Raw genomic sequence first — 14,441 nt, forward strand, 5'->3', positions numbered from 1 at the left:
AACGATGGCAGCCGCCAAGCTGTGCGAACACCTCACCGCCACGAAAACCTGTTACCCCGGCACCACCCTGATCCTGCGCTACAAAATCAAAAACAGCGACTGACCCCACATCAATTACCTCACCATGTCAAGAGCCCTGGACCTCCAAGACCGCCTGACCGAGCGGCAAGTCCTGACTCGCCGCGCAAAAGTTCCGAGAACTCTGCAAGTCCGGCAAGAACGTGGAGCTGTTTTTCTACAACTAGGGACTCGGCATGTATTTGTCCAACCAAGTCTCAAGGTGGCGAAGCGCGAGGCCTGCATTCAACCGCGAGTTTCATGAATACGTGCTATTGCTCGGCGTTCTTTAAGGTGTTGGACAGGAATATTTCGACGTTGAAATGCCCCTGCTGCTGCAGGAGCTGGCCGCGGGGTTGCCTGAAGCCAAGAGGTTCGACGCGATCATCGTGGATGAGGCCCAAGACTTCATGCCAAGTGAGTGGGACGCGCTCCTGAACTGACTGAAGGCCCCGGATGCGTCGGAGATACACGCGTACATAGACGACAGTCAGGACGTATACAAACGTTGGGATGCAGCGGTGGCGCTGCAGGATCTGGTGACGATCCATGTCGATGACAATCTGCGCAATACAAAGAGGATTGCCGAGACATTCAAGAGTTTTGCCGGGGAAAAATTCACACCTCGTGGCAGCACGGGACTGGCTGTACGCCGGGTGGAATACTCTCCGGAGGAGGCCATTGACGTGGCCAGCGACAGCGTCGACTCCCTCATTTCCGAAGGCTGGGCCACTGACCAAATTGCACTGCTGACCACCAAAACCCGCCATCCGATTCACCAGGGCTTCTTCGAGTCGGACACCCTGACCAGTATTGGCGCGAATTCCATGCCTACGAGAGCGAGTTCTACGGGCAGGTCCTGGGTTTCAAGGGCCTTGAACGATCCGTGGTCATCCTGTGGGTTGACGGGTTCCGCAACACGGACCAACCTGCCGAGCGGCTGTATGTGGGGTTGTCACGGGCGAGGACGCTGCTCGTGGTTGTTGGCGACTCGAAGTAACTGCGTGAAGGCCGTTGAAACCAGCTGGATCTCACGTTGTTGCGGGCGCAGTCCTGAAACCCAAACTAAGTTATTACGGCAGGTGTTCAACGAGCCTTCTCATCAGGCCCAGCGACTACCTGCGGTTATCCACTTCGACGAGAAACACTTTGGCATGTGGCTTCTGGTCCAGCATCCGGATCTCTATTACAGTGGCTCGCACAGCGGCTCGGAGATTTTCTTCAAGGATGTCAATATTGCGCCAGAAAAGGCGCTGTTGGCAGTAATTCAGTTTCCATCGGAAATGGACTGTGGCCCCACAACATGACGCCGTGTGCTGTGACAAGTCGTGAATTGGTAGCAACGTTCAGACACTCTAAGATTCGAGGAGTGTTTTATTTGGGTACCAACGGGGGACAACATGGCAACAACAACTGAAGTGAAGTATGAGACAAGGTCCGTGAAGGCGATTCGCGGTATGGAGTCCAGAACCATAGCCAAGCTAGAGAAAGAGGGCTGGGAATTCGTCTCTCAGACCCAGGGGACTGTGCGCTCGGAGCTAAACTTCCGGCGCACGAAACCACAGATCCCGTGGAAAATAATCAGCATCGTCGGGGGGATTTTCGCACTCCTAATCATCGTCATAGTCATCATCAGTACGCTCGGGGGCGGAGATAACTTAAGTAAGGCTGCGGAGCCTGTTCCGACTCAAACTCCAACCGAAGTCGTGGCCACTGAAGTAGTCACGCCATCAGCAACACCTTCAGCCGAGCCAGAAATTGCTGCTCCGGTGGTCACAAACATCACGGTTGATGAGTTACTTGACAGGCTCAACTCCGCCAAGCTGGGCGGCATTAAGACCGGGGACCAGTTTCAATTGACTGGCGAACTCGTCATGCCGGACCTTTGGATGACAGGTGCGACCGGCGAGTTCACCGTCTTGCTAAAGGCCCACGGCGGAGCTGATGACCTGATGGTGTTCGTTGACAAGTCTGACGCATCCGAGTGGCACGACGGTACAAAAGTTCAGATGGTTGTGGAAAGCGGCGAGGCCACTATAAATGATGAAACCACAGACGGCTGGCTACGCGCCTTATCTGTGAAAACGATCCTGTAGACCACACACCTAAACCCATGCGGCAACGGTAGTTAGCAAAACTGTCTTTCCCATGACAAATCAGATGCTGACACCGGTAGATACCAGCCACATAGTTGCCCGCCGATCTACCACTGAAATTTTGCTGCCATTGAGAACGGGTTCTGCGCAAGCGCACCGCGTCTCGACCTGAAAATATCATCTCCTTACTGGCCGGAATCGCGATTTTCCTTCTTCGGAATAGACTCGGAACAATGAGCGCCGCGGCAGCGTGGACCGAATACTGTAAAGAGCATGACTTCACATCTCCTCGAACCCATTGATGCCGATGACGCGAAAGCCTGGGCGACCCAGACGGAACTTGGTCTGGATTTCGGCTGGTCCTCGATCCAGATGGGGCACTGCCTTTTATTGATCGGTCTTCGTATGGATAAAGAGCCCACAGACGCCGCCAAGGAAGCCAGCCTGGTTATGACTGTGGAGAAACTGAACGCCGCCGGTCAGCCCTACACGCAAACGCTCTGGCATATGGATACTGTCACCGCACGGGTTCGGGCATACGTCCGTTTGGTGGGCGGCTTGCCAACCGTAACCGACATTATTGGCAGCGTGGCTTCCAAGCCAGCAAAGAAGTCAAAGCCAACACTTGTTTCGCTGGGAGCGGCGCTTGATATCTTGAGCCAGCGCGTGGAGTTTCTGGAGAACAGCCAGCTCGACATTTCTGCTTGAATCTTGACTACCAGCTGAGGTCCCATTGGATACCAGAAATGAGAGGGAGCCCGCCCAATTTGTTGCCCGCCGTGCCGTGCTGGGCTTGGCCGGAATCGCGGGTCTGGCGTTGGCCGGCTGCACCCCGGCTGAAAGCACTGCGACCCCTCGGCCGACGACGAGCTCCTCACCGCACCCATCTGCGAGCGCAACTGCCCCGGCATCCATTGAAACATCGGCACCTGCTGATGGGCCGGCGTCGAGCTTCCTGCTGGCGACACTGGCTCACACGGACAAAATTGCGCGAATCGATCCGTCGAAAGATGATCCTGGCACGGTTGAGTTCCTCACTGTCGGTGCGGCACCGTGGGGAATCGGTGTCCACTCCCCCACCCAGGCTGCTTATGTGGCGACCGCGGCGGGCTTGGCGGTTGTGGATTTGGCGACGTTCACCCGCCGCTCCTTGGTGCCGTACCGGCACCCCGCCCCAGAAATTCTTCAGGGAGAGTACCGTCCGGGTGGGCTGGGCTTGGCGGTTGCACCCGACGGATCAGCCGTTTACGTTGCCGTCAGTTTGGATACTGAAACGTGTTTCCTCGAAGTGTTTGACATTCAGAGGGGAGTTTTCACGGATTCGGTGCGGGTGGGGTGGCGGCCGTTCGATGTAGTTGTTGCTCCGGATGGTTCATGGGTGGCGACGATCGACCACGACAGTTTCACCGTCACCGTGGTGAACACCGCGACGCTGCAAGCCACAACCCACGAGATCGCACCTTTCGGCACGGAGGGTGGCCTAGCCTCGTGGGAGAAAATCCATTACGCAGCGGTAGATGAGGACGGGACAATTCTGCTGCCGGTCCAGGGCAAAGTGGTGGTTCGGCTTGACCCACATACGGGTGCCACGACGACGCTTGCGAGTGCTGCGAACTCACACGCCCATGGGACGGCGTTGTCGGGGAAACTCTTACTGACCGTGGGAACGGGCTCGTTTGGCAATGCCGACGGAGTTCCGAACCTTTCCGTGCTGGACTTGGACACCGCCGAGGAACGGATTGCCCCACTTGATGTGCCGCACGAGACCGTAGCCGCTTGGACCGACTCGGACGGGGACGATTGGGCCGCCATTGCTGGCGGTAACACCCGTGACGAAGGCTGGGACGGCATAACCCTTGTCCGTCTCTCCGACTTCCAGCAACGGCGGCTGGAGATTCCCGGGTACCCGCAAGTTGTGGTTGCATACAGGGCCGCCGGGCACCGCCCCGCATGAACCGCGGGTACGCGCTGCAGGCCACAGCCCGCACCTTGCTTAGGTAAGCGTCCAGGAGCGCTTCGAGAGTCCGAACCAGAAACCGTCAATGGCGGTTTTGGCCTCGATCCCCCCGGATTCGTAAGCAGCGCCGAGTGCCACGTAGAGCGGCGCCCAGTGTTCCGAGCGAGGGTGCGCCTCACGTGCGGCGGGGGCCTTATGGAGGAAGTCCAAGATTGAATCCACGTCGCCGCGGGCCATGGCCTCTTCGGCCCAATGGTCGAATTCACTTGAGGCTGCCGGCGGGGCCGTGTCCGGCCCTGCTGCCGGGTTGAACCAGCGCAGGTTGTGCGTGGTGAAGCCGGAGCCAACGATCATGGTGCCGCGCTCACGCAACGGCGCCAGCGACTGCCCGAGGGCAAACAGACCCTGAGGATCCAGAGTGGGCATAGACATCTGCACCACCGGGACATCGGCGTCGGGGAACATTTCCTTCAGCGGCACGTAGGCGCCATGGTCCAGACCGCGTGACTCGTCACGCTCCACGTGGTGGCCGTGTGTGCCGGCTAGGCGGGCCACTTCGTCGGCAAGGTCGGGCGCCATCGGCGCGTCATAGCGCACGTCGTAGTAACGCTGCGGGAATCCCCAAAAGTCGTAGACTAGCTCCTGCTTGTTGCGGGTGGCGCTCAACGTCACCGGCGCGTTCTCCCAGTGTGCGGACACCATTAGGATGTCCTTGGGCTTTTCCATCGTCCCCGACCATGCCGCCAGCTCTGCCGTCCAGGTGGCATCGTCAGCGAGCGGGGGCGCACCGTGGGAGAGGAAGAGTACCGGAGGACGCTCAGTTGAAGTGGTCATGAAACAAGCATACCCGCATTTAGTTGATGCTTCAAGCAAAAAGCTAAGCTGCGGTACTGTGCCCATGGCCGATGACGTCAATATTGATGCGGCGGGCAAGGCCACCATGGCTGATGGCTACCTATCAAATATTGAACCAAGACCCAGCCACCGAGCTAATCGCAGCACCTGACGGGTCAAAGTCCGACCGCCACTACCAGAACCGCGTGGCAGACAATCCTTCGGGAAAGCTCTAGCGCAGCACGTAGCTCTTCAAATCATCCAGGGTCTGACTCATGTGATTATCCATGGCGACCCGGGCCAGCTCGGGCTCGCGGACGGCGAGCGCTTCCAAGATGGCCTCGTGCATGGCAATGGCGTTGGCCTGGATCTGCGGCACGCGGGACGTTTCGGCGCGGCGTTTTTCCAAGATGCGATGGAGCGGTTCGAAGAGCACGGAGACAAAAATGTTCCCTGAGGCGCGCAAGATGGTGTCGTGAAAGGCTAAGTCCGCTTCGACAAATGCGGCCACCTCCCCGGCTGCATGAGCTTCCTTCATCTGCTGAATCCGCTCTGCCATGCTCGCCAGGTCCTCATCGGCGATGCGCGAGGCAGCCAGCTCGCAGGCACCGGTCTCCAGCATGCGCCGTAGCTCGATGAGCTGGACGGCCACCACGGCGTCGTCCTCACCTTCTGAAACGGCCCGCAGCACTGCGTTCAGTGAACCCCAGCTACTCAACGGATTTACGAACGTGCCGCGCCCTCGTTCAACGCGGAGAATACGCTGAGCCACCAATGTTTTCATGGCCTCGCGAACCGTCATCCGGCTCACCTCATGCTGGGAGCTCAGCTCCAACTCACCAGGCACCACAGAATCGGGGGCGAACTCACCGGCGACGATTCGGTCCAGCAAATCATCAGCCACGATGTCGGTCAATGACTTGCGCGCCATATCTGCCCTTCCTAGGCCCTTGTGAACCTACAGTTTAGGGCCTCTTTACTGCAGCGTCCGTAGCGGCTTGCGCGGCCCACGTGTTGTATGCCACAATAACATTCAAATGCTAGATGTCAGACATCTTACAAATATGTTCCCCACAAAGAGGTGTGAAGAAATGGTCCTTGAATCCGAGCTGTTGGCTGGGTACCCGGATGAGGTTAGCGTGCCCGCCACTCTGGTGTCCCAGAAGATGTCGGCATCAACTCGAGTCCTGATTGTGCTCGACGACGATCCCACAGGAACGCAGTCCGTGGCCGGGCTACCGGTCCTCACCCGCTGGGATGTTGCGGACTTCGATTGGGTCTTTGCCCACCGAATCGATGGCGCGCCAGCCAAGGCTGTGTACGTACTGACCAACACCCGCAGCCTGGACCCCGCTGAAGCAGCGGCACGGAACCGCGAAATCGTGGTGAACGCACTGGCCGCCGCCCGCGCCGCTGGACTCGAAGTGGGCTTCGTCAGCCGCAGCGATTCAACCCTTCGCGGACACTTCCCCCTCGAACCAGACACCATTGCGGCAACTCTGCTCTCTGAAAATGCCGGCGCTGTGGACGGCGTGGTCATTGTCCCGGCGTTCCCCGACGCCGGGCGCATCACCGTGGGCGGAGTTCACTACACCCGTGGCGAGAACGGCACACTCATCCCCGTCGCCGAGACCGAATTCGCCAAAGATGCCAGTTTCGGCTTCACTCACTCCGCACTCGCGGACTACGTGGAGGAGAAGTCCGGTGGCCGGATTCCCGCGTCCCGCGTCATCACCCTTGATCTGAACCTCATCCGCCGCGGCACCCCAGAAGCAGGCGCCACTGCCATCGCCGACGCTCTCGAGAACGCCACCGATTCAACCCCGATCATTGTGGACGTGGTGAGCGAAAATGATCTGCGCATCCTGGCTCTGGGTCTAGAAGAGTCCGAGCGCCGCGGCAAGGCCTTCATCTACCGCGTGGGCCCGCCCTTTGTCCGCGCCCGCATTGGCCAGGAAATCCGCGAGCCACTCACCAGCGCAGAAATCTTCCACGCCGGGCGCACCATTCCCGTGGGTACGGCGCGCGGCGGGCTGATAGTAGTTGGTTCCCATGTGGGTGTCACTACCCGCCAGCTCAAAGCCCTCACCGACGCCCACAGTTCGGCACGCATCGTTGAGATTGACGTGGAAAAACTACTGGCCGACGACGGCGCCACCCACATCTCCGGCGTCGTCAGCGACATTGTGGCCGCGCTGGCAACGGGAGACGTCATTGTCCACACCAGCCGCCTGCTCATCAAGACCGACGATCCCGCAGCGAGCCTGAAGATCGCCCGCACCGTCTCAGCCGCCGTCGTCGATGTGGTCAACCAGACGCTCAAGGCAACTCCCCCACGCTTCGTCATCGCCAAGGGCGGCATCACCTCCTCTGACGTGGCCGCACACGGCTTGGAGATTCGCCACGCGATTGTCCGCGGCCCCATGCTCCCGGGCATTGTTTCGCTCTGGGAACCAGTTGATGGCCCGGCCGCAGGCATTCCCTACATTGTCTTCGCCGGCAACGTAGGTAACGATCAATCCCTAGCCGAGGTCACCCGCAAACTCAGCGACACGTTCTAACCCCCACATTTTTCTCAAGGAGAACAACATGAACAGCAATTACACCGTCACCGTCCTAGGCCTAGGCGCCATGGGACTGCCCATGGCCACCCGCCTGGCATCCAAGCTCACCGTCAACGGCTTCGATATTGCCGAGCCCCGCCTGAAGCTGGCCCAAGAAGCCGGAATTAACACTTTCGATTCTGCACAGGCCGCAGCTAAGGGCGCCGACGCACTGCTGCTCGCCGTGCGCAACGGCGAGCAACTCAACGAGGTCCTCTTCGGCGAAAACGGCGTCGCTTCTGTCCTGGCTAAGGGCTCGGTAGTCATCCTCACCAGCACCGTTGGCACCGAAGCCATCCCGGAAACCGTAGCGCGACTTTCCGAATACGACGTCGAACTAGTTGATGCACCCCTCTCCGGCGGACCGGTCCGCGCTGGCGAGGGCGATCTCTTGATCGTGGTTGGCGCCACTGCCCAAGCACAGCAGCAGGCCGCGCCGGTGCTGGAGCTGCTCGCTTCTACGTTGTCCATTGTGGGCGAGAAGCCCGGCGACGGTCAGGCACTGAAGACCGTCAACCAGCTCCTGTGCGGTGTGCACATTGCCGCAGCCGCCGAAGCCCTCGCCTTGGCAGACGCCATGGGACTGGACAAGGCCAAAACCTTGGCTGCACTCGAGGCTGGCGCTGCCGGCTCCTTCATGCTCTCCAACCGCGGTCCGCGCATCCTTGAGGCTTATAGCGAAGAAGGCGCAGAGGTACTGAGCCGTCTGGACATCTTCGTCAAGGACATGGGGATCGTGGGCAAAGCCGCACGCACCGCCGGAATGGCCGCCCCTGTGGCGGCAGCCGCCGAACAGCTCTTCCTGCTGGGCCAGGCACAAGGGCTCGCAGCAGCAGATGATTCCGCTGTCATCAAGGTTTTAGCCCCCACCCAACGCACCCAGTAACTCAGTAAGTCAGCAACACCCAACAAGCCCCTCCGCTAGGCATCCCTAGCGGCGTCAAAGGAGACACTTAATGAGCGCCATAGCTCTTCTGGCCATAGCAGCAGCAGGGGTACTCCTGTTGCTACTAGCGGTCATCAAATTCAAAATCCCGGCCTTCCTCGCACTGTTAGTCGTCAGTGTCCTGGTGGCACTGGTTGCCGGTATTCCACTGCCCGATGTTGTCAAAACCGTCACCGAGGGCATGGGCGGAACCTTGGGATCCGTGGCCATTCTGGTTGGCCTTGGCGCCATGCTGGGGAAGATGATTGAAATCTCCGGCGGAGCCCAGGCCCTCGCCGGCAAATTCACCCAACTGCTGGGTCCGCGCCGCGTCATCGCGGCCCTCACCTCGGCCGCTTTCCTGCTGGCCATCCCCGTCTTCTTCGACGTGGGATTCATCATCTTGATCCCCATCATCTACGGCTTCGCCAAGGCGGCAGGCGTCAACCCGGTCAAGATCGGTCTGCCTGTTGCTGCCATCATGCTCGCCATCCATGTGGTTGTTCCCCCGCACCCCGGGGTAGTTGGCGGTGCCGGGATCCTCGGTGCGGACATCGGCTGGACCACCATCATTGGCCTCTTACTGTGTATACCGGTGGGCGTTTTGGGCTTCTTCGTGGCCCGCTGGCTCAACCGGCGCGAATTCACCATGCTTCCCGAGACGGCCAAACAGTTCAAACTCTTTGGAACCGGTACCTCCCAGGTTGAGCAGGAAGCCGCTCAAGGCTCCTCTACCGGAACCGTCAAAACTGAGGTCCAGGCCCCGCCTAGCCCGGCCATGATCATCAGCTTAATCGTTCTTCCCATCTTGATGATAATGGTGGGCACCGTTGGTGCAGTGATCCTGCCCAAGGATTCATTCTCAGCCCAGCTCGCTGGCTTTATCGGCGCGCCACTGATTGCCCTTCTGACGGCCTTGGCCCTGGCGTACTACTTCCTCGGCATCCGCCGCGGCTGGTCCTCACAGCACACTGGCGAAATCATGGATTCAGCATTGGCGCCCACCGCGATCGTCATCTTGGTCACCGGCGCCGGTGGTGTCTTCGGCAAGGTCCTCACCGTTTCCGGCATCGGCACCGCACTGGCCGAAAGCTTGCAAGCCGCAGGCCTGCCACTGATCCTCATGGCCTTCATCCTCGCGGCGATTCTGCGGGCGTCGCAGGGTTCGGCAACCGTTGCCATCATCACCACGGCAGGCCTCCTGGCTGCATCCGTGGCCGACGGCGGGTACTCACCTGTGCAGACCGCCCTGATCTTGGTGGCCATCGGCTTCGGCGCCTTGGGCCTGAGCCACGTCAATGACTCCGGTTTCTGGATCGTGACCAGATACCTGGGCCTGTCCGTGGCCGATGGGTTGCGAACGTGGACGGTCCTGACCACAGTGCTGGGCCTGGCCGGATTCATCCTGACATCTGCCGTATGGCTTCTGGTGGGAGGTTAGGGAACATCATGAGAACTCGCTTGGATATCTTGGTCAACAGTGCGCTGCTCGACGGCGCAGCAGTGCCGGCGTTCACCTGCTATGACTTCACTACCGCGCTGGCCGTGGTGGAAGCCGCCGAAGCAGCGGAACGCGGTGTGATCTTGCTGGTGGCACCCAAAACCGCCACGGCACCGTCCGGGCCGCGTTTCATTACAGCCCTGCGGGGACTGGCCGATGACGCGAGCGTGCCGGTGGCAGTGCAGCTTGACCACGCCACCAGCATAGAGGCGATCGTGGCCGGCATTGCAGCTGGGGCGGATTCGGTACTGGCGGACGGATCAGCTCTGGATTTCGAAGACAATATTGCCTTCGTCCAGGCTGTGCAGAAGGCTGTTGCTGATCCAGAAATCGTGGTGGAAGCAGAGCTCGGCGGCCTTGCCGGCAACGAGGACCAGGCCTTCGCCTTGGAAGCTGCTGGGCTGACCGATGCCAGCCAGGTGGCCGACTTCGTGGCCCGAACCGGTGCCAGTTTGTTGGCGGTAGCCGTCGGCAATGTCCACGGAAAATACGCTGGGGAACCGAAGCTGCATTGGGATCTGCTGGACGCCATAGCGGCAGTGTCCCCCATCCCCCTGGTTCTGCATGGCGCCTCCGGCATCCCTGTGGACGATCTGGCCAAGGCTCCTGCAGCCGGAATCGGCAAGGTGAACTTCAATACCGAGCTGCGCACAGGAGTTCTGCGCCTGCTCGAGAACGAAACCAGCACCAACCGGGCCAACGGGGAGAATCTGCTGGGGCTCCTTGACCGTTGGCAGGAAACTGTCCGCGAGTTTACGGACACCACTTTGCACACCCTGAACGGCCACTAGAGTCCCTAGACTCTCGGAGGTCCACCAAAGGGGCGCTCGGCTGACTGTAATCCTCAGCCGAGTGCCCTCTGGCGTACCCGCACCGGCGGTGAGTCAGGCGCCGGCGGTGCGTGCCCGGCGTCGTACGTCCTAGGAGTACTTCATGGGCGGCGAGTGATCATCAGTCACCGCGCCGCAGCGCCTATGGTTAGGGAAGAACCCGGCACTGAGAACTTTGGAGAATTTCGCATGACAATGAGTTCAAGCAGTGGCAGTGGCACGGTGCTGATCGCCGATTTCGTGAACGTCGACGCCGCGGGCAAGGTCAATATCATTGGTGGCGGGATCCAGTTTCTGGGTTCTGATCCGGAGTCCGGGCTGACCGCGCCGTTCGCCGTGTACGTGAATATTACTGTCACAATTCCCCTGTTTGAGGAGACCTCAGCCGTTGTGGAGGTGCTGCTGATAGATGCCGATGGGCAGCCGGTCACCCTTGCCGGGCCCGACGGCGGCAACACTATGGCGTTCAAACAAGACGTGGATTTCCGCCACACCGACAGACCTGAGCTGCAGCAACCACCTATGGGGTTTCCGGGGACATCGAACATTGTGCTGAACTTTCCCGGTGGGCTCCCGTTGCCCCCGAGCGCCACGTATGAATGGGTGGTGTTATTAGACGGATCGCGTCTAACCGCCAGCACATTCTTTGTGCCGGGCGCCGCTCCAATCCCATGACACAGACTTCACCCGGCAGCTAGGGTGGAAATATGAATCACAAACCAGCCCCTAACGACACCCTGCGCCAAGTAGTAGTTGCCGTCAGCGCGGTGGCAGCTATCATCGGCTCATTCATTGGCTCCGGAGCTGCCGGCGGAACTCAAATCCAGAACGCTTCTAATGGAGCACTCTCAGCGGATTCAACACTCATTGCACCGGGCGGGCCCGCCTTCACCATTTGGAGCGTCATCTATTTGGGACTCGTGGCCTACGCCGTCTGGCAGTTTCTACCCCAACAAAAAACCGAGCAGCGGCACCGCTTAGTGGGCTATCCCGTAGCGGCGTCCCTACTGTTAAACGCCGCATGGATCCTCAGCGTTCAATTTGATCTATTGCCGCTCAGCGTGCCGATCATTGTCATCCTGCTCGCTGTTCTGGCCTACATGTTTGTCCTGATCCTTCGCCACCGGCCTACCAACACTGTGGACGCCATCATCACCGATGGCACCATGGGCCTGTACTTGGGCTGGGTCTGTGTGGCCACGGCAGCGAATATTTCCGCTGTCCTCGTGGCGGCCGGCTTCAACGGCTTCGGTGTGAACCCCAACGCCTGGGCCGTGTTTGTTCTAGCAGTCGCCGCTGCCGTGGGAATTGCTCTGGCGATGTATGGCAAGGGCCGTTTGGCTCCGGCCGCATCATTGAGCTGGGGCCTAGCGTGGGTTGCCTTTGCCCGTTTCAACGGTGAGCTGCTGTCCACGCCTGCGGCCATAGCGGCGATGGTGGGAGCCATCGTGGTGGTTGTTGTCACCGTGATCATCCGGTTACGTGTGGCGACCAACAACGCACCCGGCACTCGGGTGAGGTGAGCGCCGTCGTACTTCCCTTTCGGGCCAGGCGGCCCCTGCTGCTGGGAACTTAGCCGCCGAGTTTGCCTGCAAGGCGCTGGCGCATCTGCATGCTGGCGTCGTTCATGCCCACGATTTCCACGTCCTTGCCGTGGCGGCGATACTTGCCGGTGATGGCGTCCAGGGTGGCGCTGGTGGAGGCGTCCCAAAGGTGCGAATCGCTCATGTCGATGATGACGCGCGCAGGATCAAGGGCGTACTCGAACTGCGTGTAGAGATCGTTGGAGGACGCGAAGAAGAGCTCGCCGTTGACCACATACGTGACGCTGCCTTCGCTTTCCACACGCGTGACCGTGACAAAGTGGGCCACACGGCGGGCGAACATGACCATGGCCAGGACGGTGCCGGTGCCAACACCAATGGCCAGGTTGTCGGTGGAGACTGTGGCGATGACCGTGGCGACCATGACGAAGGTTTCGCTCTTGGGCAGAGTTTTCAAAGTGCGGAGGCGGATGCTGTGCCAATCGAACGTGGCCCAGCAGACGAAGATCATGACGGCGACCAGTGCGGCCATGGGGATCAGCGAGACGATATCGCCCAGCACCACCACCAGGAGCAACAAGAACACGCCCGCGAAAAACGTGGAAATGCGGGTGCGGGCGCCGGAGGCTTTCACGTTGATCATGGTCTGGCCAATCATGGCGCAACCGCCCATGCCGCCGAAGAAACCGGTCACAATGTTGGCCACGCCTTGGCCCCATGCTTCGCGGGTTTTGTTGGATCGGGTGTCGGTGATGTCATCCACGAGCTTCGCTGTCATGAGGGATTCCAGCAGCCCCACGAAGGCCATCGCCAAGGCGAACGGGAAAATTGTCTGCAGCATCTCGAAGGTGAGCGGCACGTTCGGGACGAACACCATGGGCAGCGAATCCGGCAGTTGCCCCTTGTCCCCCACCGTCGGAACAGCAATGGCTGCCAGCACCGTGACCAGCGTCAGCACCACAATCGCCACCAACGGCGCGGGCACCGCCTGGGTGAACCGTGGCAACACGAACATGATCACCAGCGCCACCGCCACCAGCGGGTAGACCAGCCACGGGACACCAATGAGCTCGGGCAGCTGGGCGAGAAACACCAGAATAGCCAGCGCATTCACGAAGCCCACCATGACTGACCGTGGAATGAACCGCATCAATTTCGCGACGCCGGACACCGCCAGAATGATTTGAATGACCCCTGCCAGGATGACCGCAGCAATGAGGTAATCCACGCCGTGACTTTTCACCAAGGGTGCGATCACCAGCGCCACCGCACCCGTGGCCGCGGAAATCATGGCGGGCCGTCCACCGGTAAAGGCGATGGTCACCGCCATGGTGAACGCGGCGAACAGCCCAATTCTGGGATCCACTCCGGCGATCACGGAGAAGGCGATGGCTTCCGGGATCAGCGCCAGGCCAACAACCAGCCCGCCGAGTAGTTCCGTCTTCAGCCGGCGCGGGGACTTGAGCGTTCCCCACACCGATTGCAATTGTTCTGGGGTTAGTGTGGCCGTTGGCGGCTTGACGGCCATGGGTGGGTCCTCTTCACGTTCGGTTGGGTGGATTGCGGCTCCGTTCGCGGTGCGGAACGGACTTTGATCCCTGCCCGGGGTGAGCCGCGGTTGCCTCGCAGGGGCGGTTCGGCGACTCGGGTGTGTCTTGGTTTCTCTTTTGCGCGCTCGAAGCATGGGCTGACTTCCGGGCTTCTCTACTTTAACGCACAACTGAAACTTTGGTGGAGCCCTGACCTCCCACGGCCTCTAGCAACGTGACATCCCCGCGGCTAAAGTGAATTTATGAGCACACATTCAGATTTTGACGACAAAGACCTGATTCATGAAAATGCCGCCCCGGATGCCCTGGGTGAACTCTATTCGGAACTGGTGACTCCGGACATTGAAGAGATCAACGAACATGCGGCCTCCATAGAAGCCGAGTCCGAAACCGAGACTGATCGACTCTAGGCCGCCCGACTAGACCGCCCGCCAGCCCGCAGGTTCTGGGCCCAGGCAAACTCTGGCATCTTTGAAGGATCATGGAATCAGCCTCCGCCGCCCCGCGCACCGTGTCCGTCTATTCGGCCCCCACCCGCGTGCTC

Annotated in this window: 15 protein-coding genes; 12 read left to right on the plus strand and 3 right to left on the minus strand. The window is 60.1% G+C overall.

The window, feature by feature from the left end; all coding sequences use genetic code 11:
• Positions 1-578 precede the first annotated feature (578 nt).
• The 4 genes from ACX80D_RS16585 (at position 579) to ACX80D_RS16600 (ending at position 4,107) form a co-directional block, all read left to right on the plus strand.
• On the plus strand, positions 579-1,364 hold the full coding sequence (locus tag ACX80D_RS16585; RefSeq protein ID WP_459323970.1) for a hypothetical protein: 786 nt from the start codon (positions 579-581) through the stop codon (positions 1,362-1,364).
• 93 nt (positions 1,365-1,457) lie between these two features.
• Positions 1,458-2,153: a hypothetical protein gene (locus ACX80D_RS16590; RefSeq protein ID WP_459323971.1), complete on the plus strand. Its 696-nt coding sequence runs from the start codon at positions 1,458-1,460 to the stop codon at positions 2,151-2,153.
• A gap of 273 nt (positions 2,154-2,426) precedes the next feature.
• Positions 2,427-2,861, plus strand: a complete 435-nt coding sequence (locus ACX80D_RS16595) for a hypothetical protein (protein ID WP_459323972.1) — start codon at positions 2,427-2,429, stop codon at positions 2,859-2,861.
• Between the two features lie 25 nt (positions 2,862-2,886).
• Entirely contained in the window at positions 2,887-4,107 is a 1,221-nt protein-coding gene (locus ACX80D_RS16600; protein WP_459323973.1) for a hypothetical protein, read from the plus strand.
• Positions 4,108-4,146: 39 nt separating this feature from the next.
• On the opposite strand, the gene ACX80D_RS16605 is transcribed toward ACX80D_RS16600, so the two are convergent.
• A complete protein-coding gene (locus tag ACX80D_RS16605; protein ID WP_459323974.1) occupies positions 4,147-4,944 on the minus strand; it encodes a dioxygenase family protein in 798 nt (265 codons plus the stop codon).
• Between ACX80D_RS16605 and ACX80D_RS16610 the strand changes: the two genes are divergently transcribed.
• Positions 4,943-5,116: a hypothetical protein gene (locus ACX80D_RS16610; RefSeq protein ID WP_459323975.1), complete on the plus strand. Its 174-nt coding sequence runs from the start codon at positions 4,943-4,945 to the stop codon at positions 5,114-5,116. The genes ACX80D_RS16605 and ACX80D_RS16610 overlap by 2 nt on opposite strands.
• A gap of 60 nt (positions 5,117-5,176) precedes the next feature.
• On the opposite strand, the gene ACX80D_RS16615 is transcribed toward ACX80D_RS16610, so the two are convergent.
• A complete protein-coding gene (locus ACX80D_RS16615) occupies positions 5,177-5,875 on the minus strand; it encodes a FadR/GntR family transcriptional regulator (RefSeq protein ID WP_459323976.1) in 699 nt (232 codons plus the stop codon).
• Between the two features lie 160 nt (positions 5,876-6,035).
• Here ACX80D_RS16615 and ACX80D_RS16620 point away from each other — a divergent pair, with 160 nt between their 5' ends.
• The 6 genes from ACX80D_RS16620 to ACX80D_RS16645 all read left to right on the plus strand — a co-directional run bounded on the left by ACX80D_RS16620 (position 6,036) and on the right by ACX80D_RS16645 (position 12,326).
• The gene (locus ACX80D_RS16620; protein WP_459323977.1) at positions 6,036-7,505 is read left to right on the plus strand and encodes a four-carbon acid sugar kinase family protein; all 1,470 of its coding nucleotides are present in this window, start codon (positions 6,036-6,038) and stop codon (positions 7,503-7,505) included.
• 28 nt (positions 7,506-7,533) lie between these two features.
• A complete protein-coding gene (locus ACX80D_RS16625) occupies positions 7,534-8,433 on the plus strand; it encodes an NAD(P)-dependent oxidoreductase (RefSeq protein ID WP_459323978.1) in 900 nt (299 codons plus the stop codon).
• A 70-nt stretch (positions 8,434-8,503) separates the two neighbouring features.
• Complete coding sequence (locus ACX80D_RS16630; RefSeq protein ID WP_459323979.1) at positions 8,504-9,913, plus strand: GntP family transporter; 1,410 nt, start codon at positions 8,504-8,506, stop codon at positions 9,911-9,913.
• A gap of 8 nt (positions 9,914-9,921) precedes the next feature.
• The gene (locus ACX80D_RS16635) at positions 9,922-10,764 is read left to right on the plus strand and encodes a class II fructose-bisphosphate aldolase (RefSeq protein ID WP_459323980.1); all 843 of its coding nucleotides are present in this window, start codon (positions 9,922-9,924) and stop codon (positions 10,762-10,764) included.
• Between the two features lie 228 nt (positions 10,765-10,992).
• Positions 10,993-11,478 (plus strand): DUF6941 family protein, encoded by a 486-nt coding sequence (locus tag ACX80D_RS16640; protein WP_459323981.1) that lies wholly within the window; start codon positions 10,993-10,995, stop codon positions 11,476-11,478.
• Between the two features lie 32 nt (positions 11,479-11,510).
• Entirely contained in the window at positions 11,511-12,326 is an 816-nt protein-coding gene (locus tag ACX80D_RS16645; RefSeq protein WP_459323982.1) for a TspO/MBR family protein, read from the plus strand.
• Positions 12,327-12,375: 49 nt separating this feature from the next.
• On the opposite strand, the gene ACX80D_RS16650 is transcribed toward ACX80D_RS16645, so the two are convergent.
• The gene (locus ACX80D_RS16650) at positions 12,376-13,875 is read right to left on the minus strand and encodes a SulP family inorganic anion transporter (RefSeq protein WP_459323983.1); all 1,500 of its coding nucleotides are present in this window, start codon (positions 13,873-13,875) and stop codon (positions 12,376-12,378) included.
• Positions 13,876-14,139: 264 nt separating this feature from the next.
• Here ACX80D_RS16650 and ACX80D_RS16655 point away from each other — a divergent pair, with 264 nt between their 5' ends.
• Entirely contained in the window at positions 14,140-14,307 is a 168-nt protein-coding gene (locus tag ACX80D_RS16655; RefSeq protein ID WP_459323984.1) for a hypothetical protein, read from the plus strand.
• The last annotated feature ends 134 nt before the right edge of the window (positions 14,308-14,441 follow it).

The sequence above is a fragment of the Arthrobacter sp. Sr24 genome, from assembly GCF_054511175.1.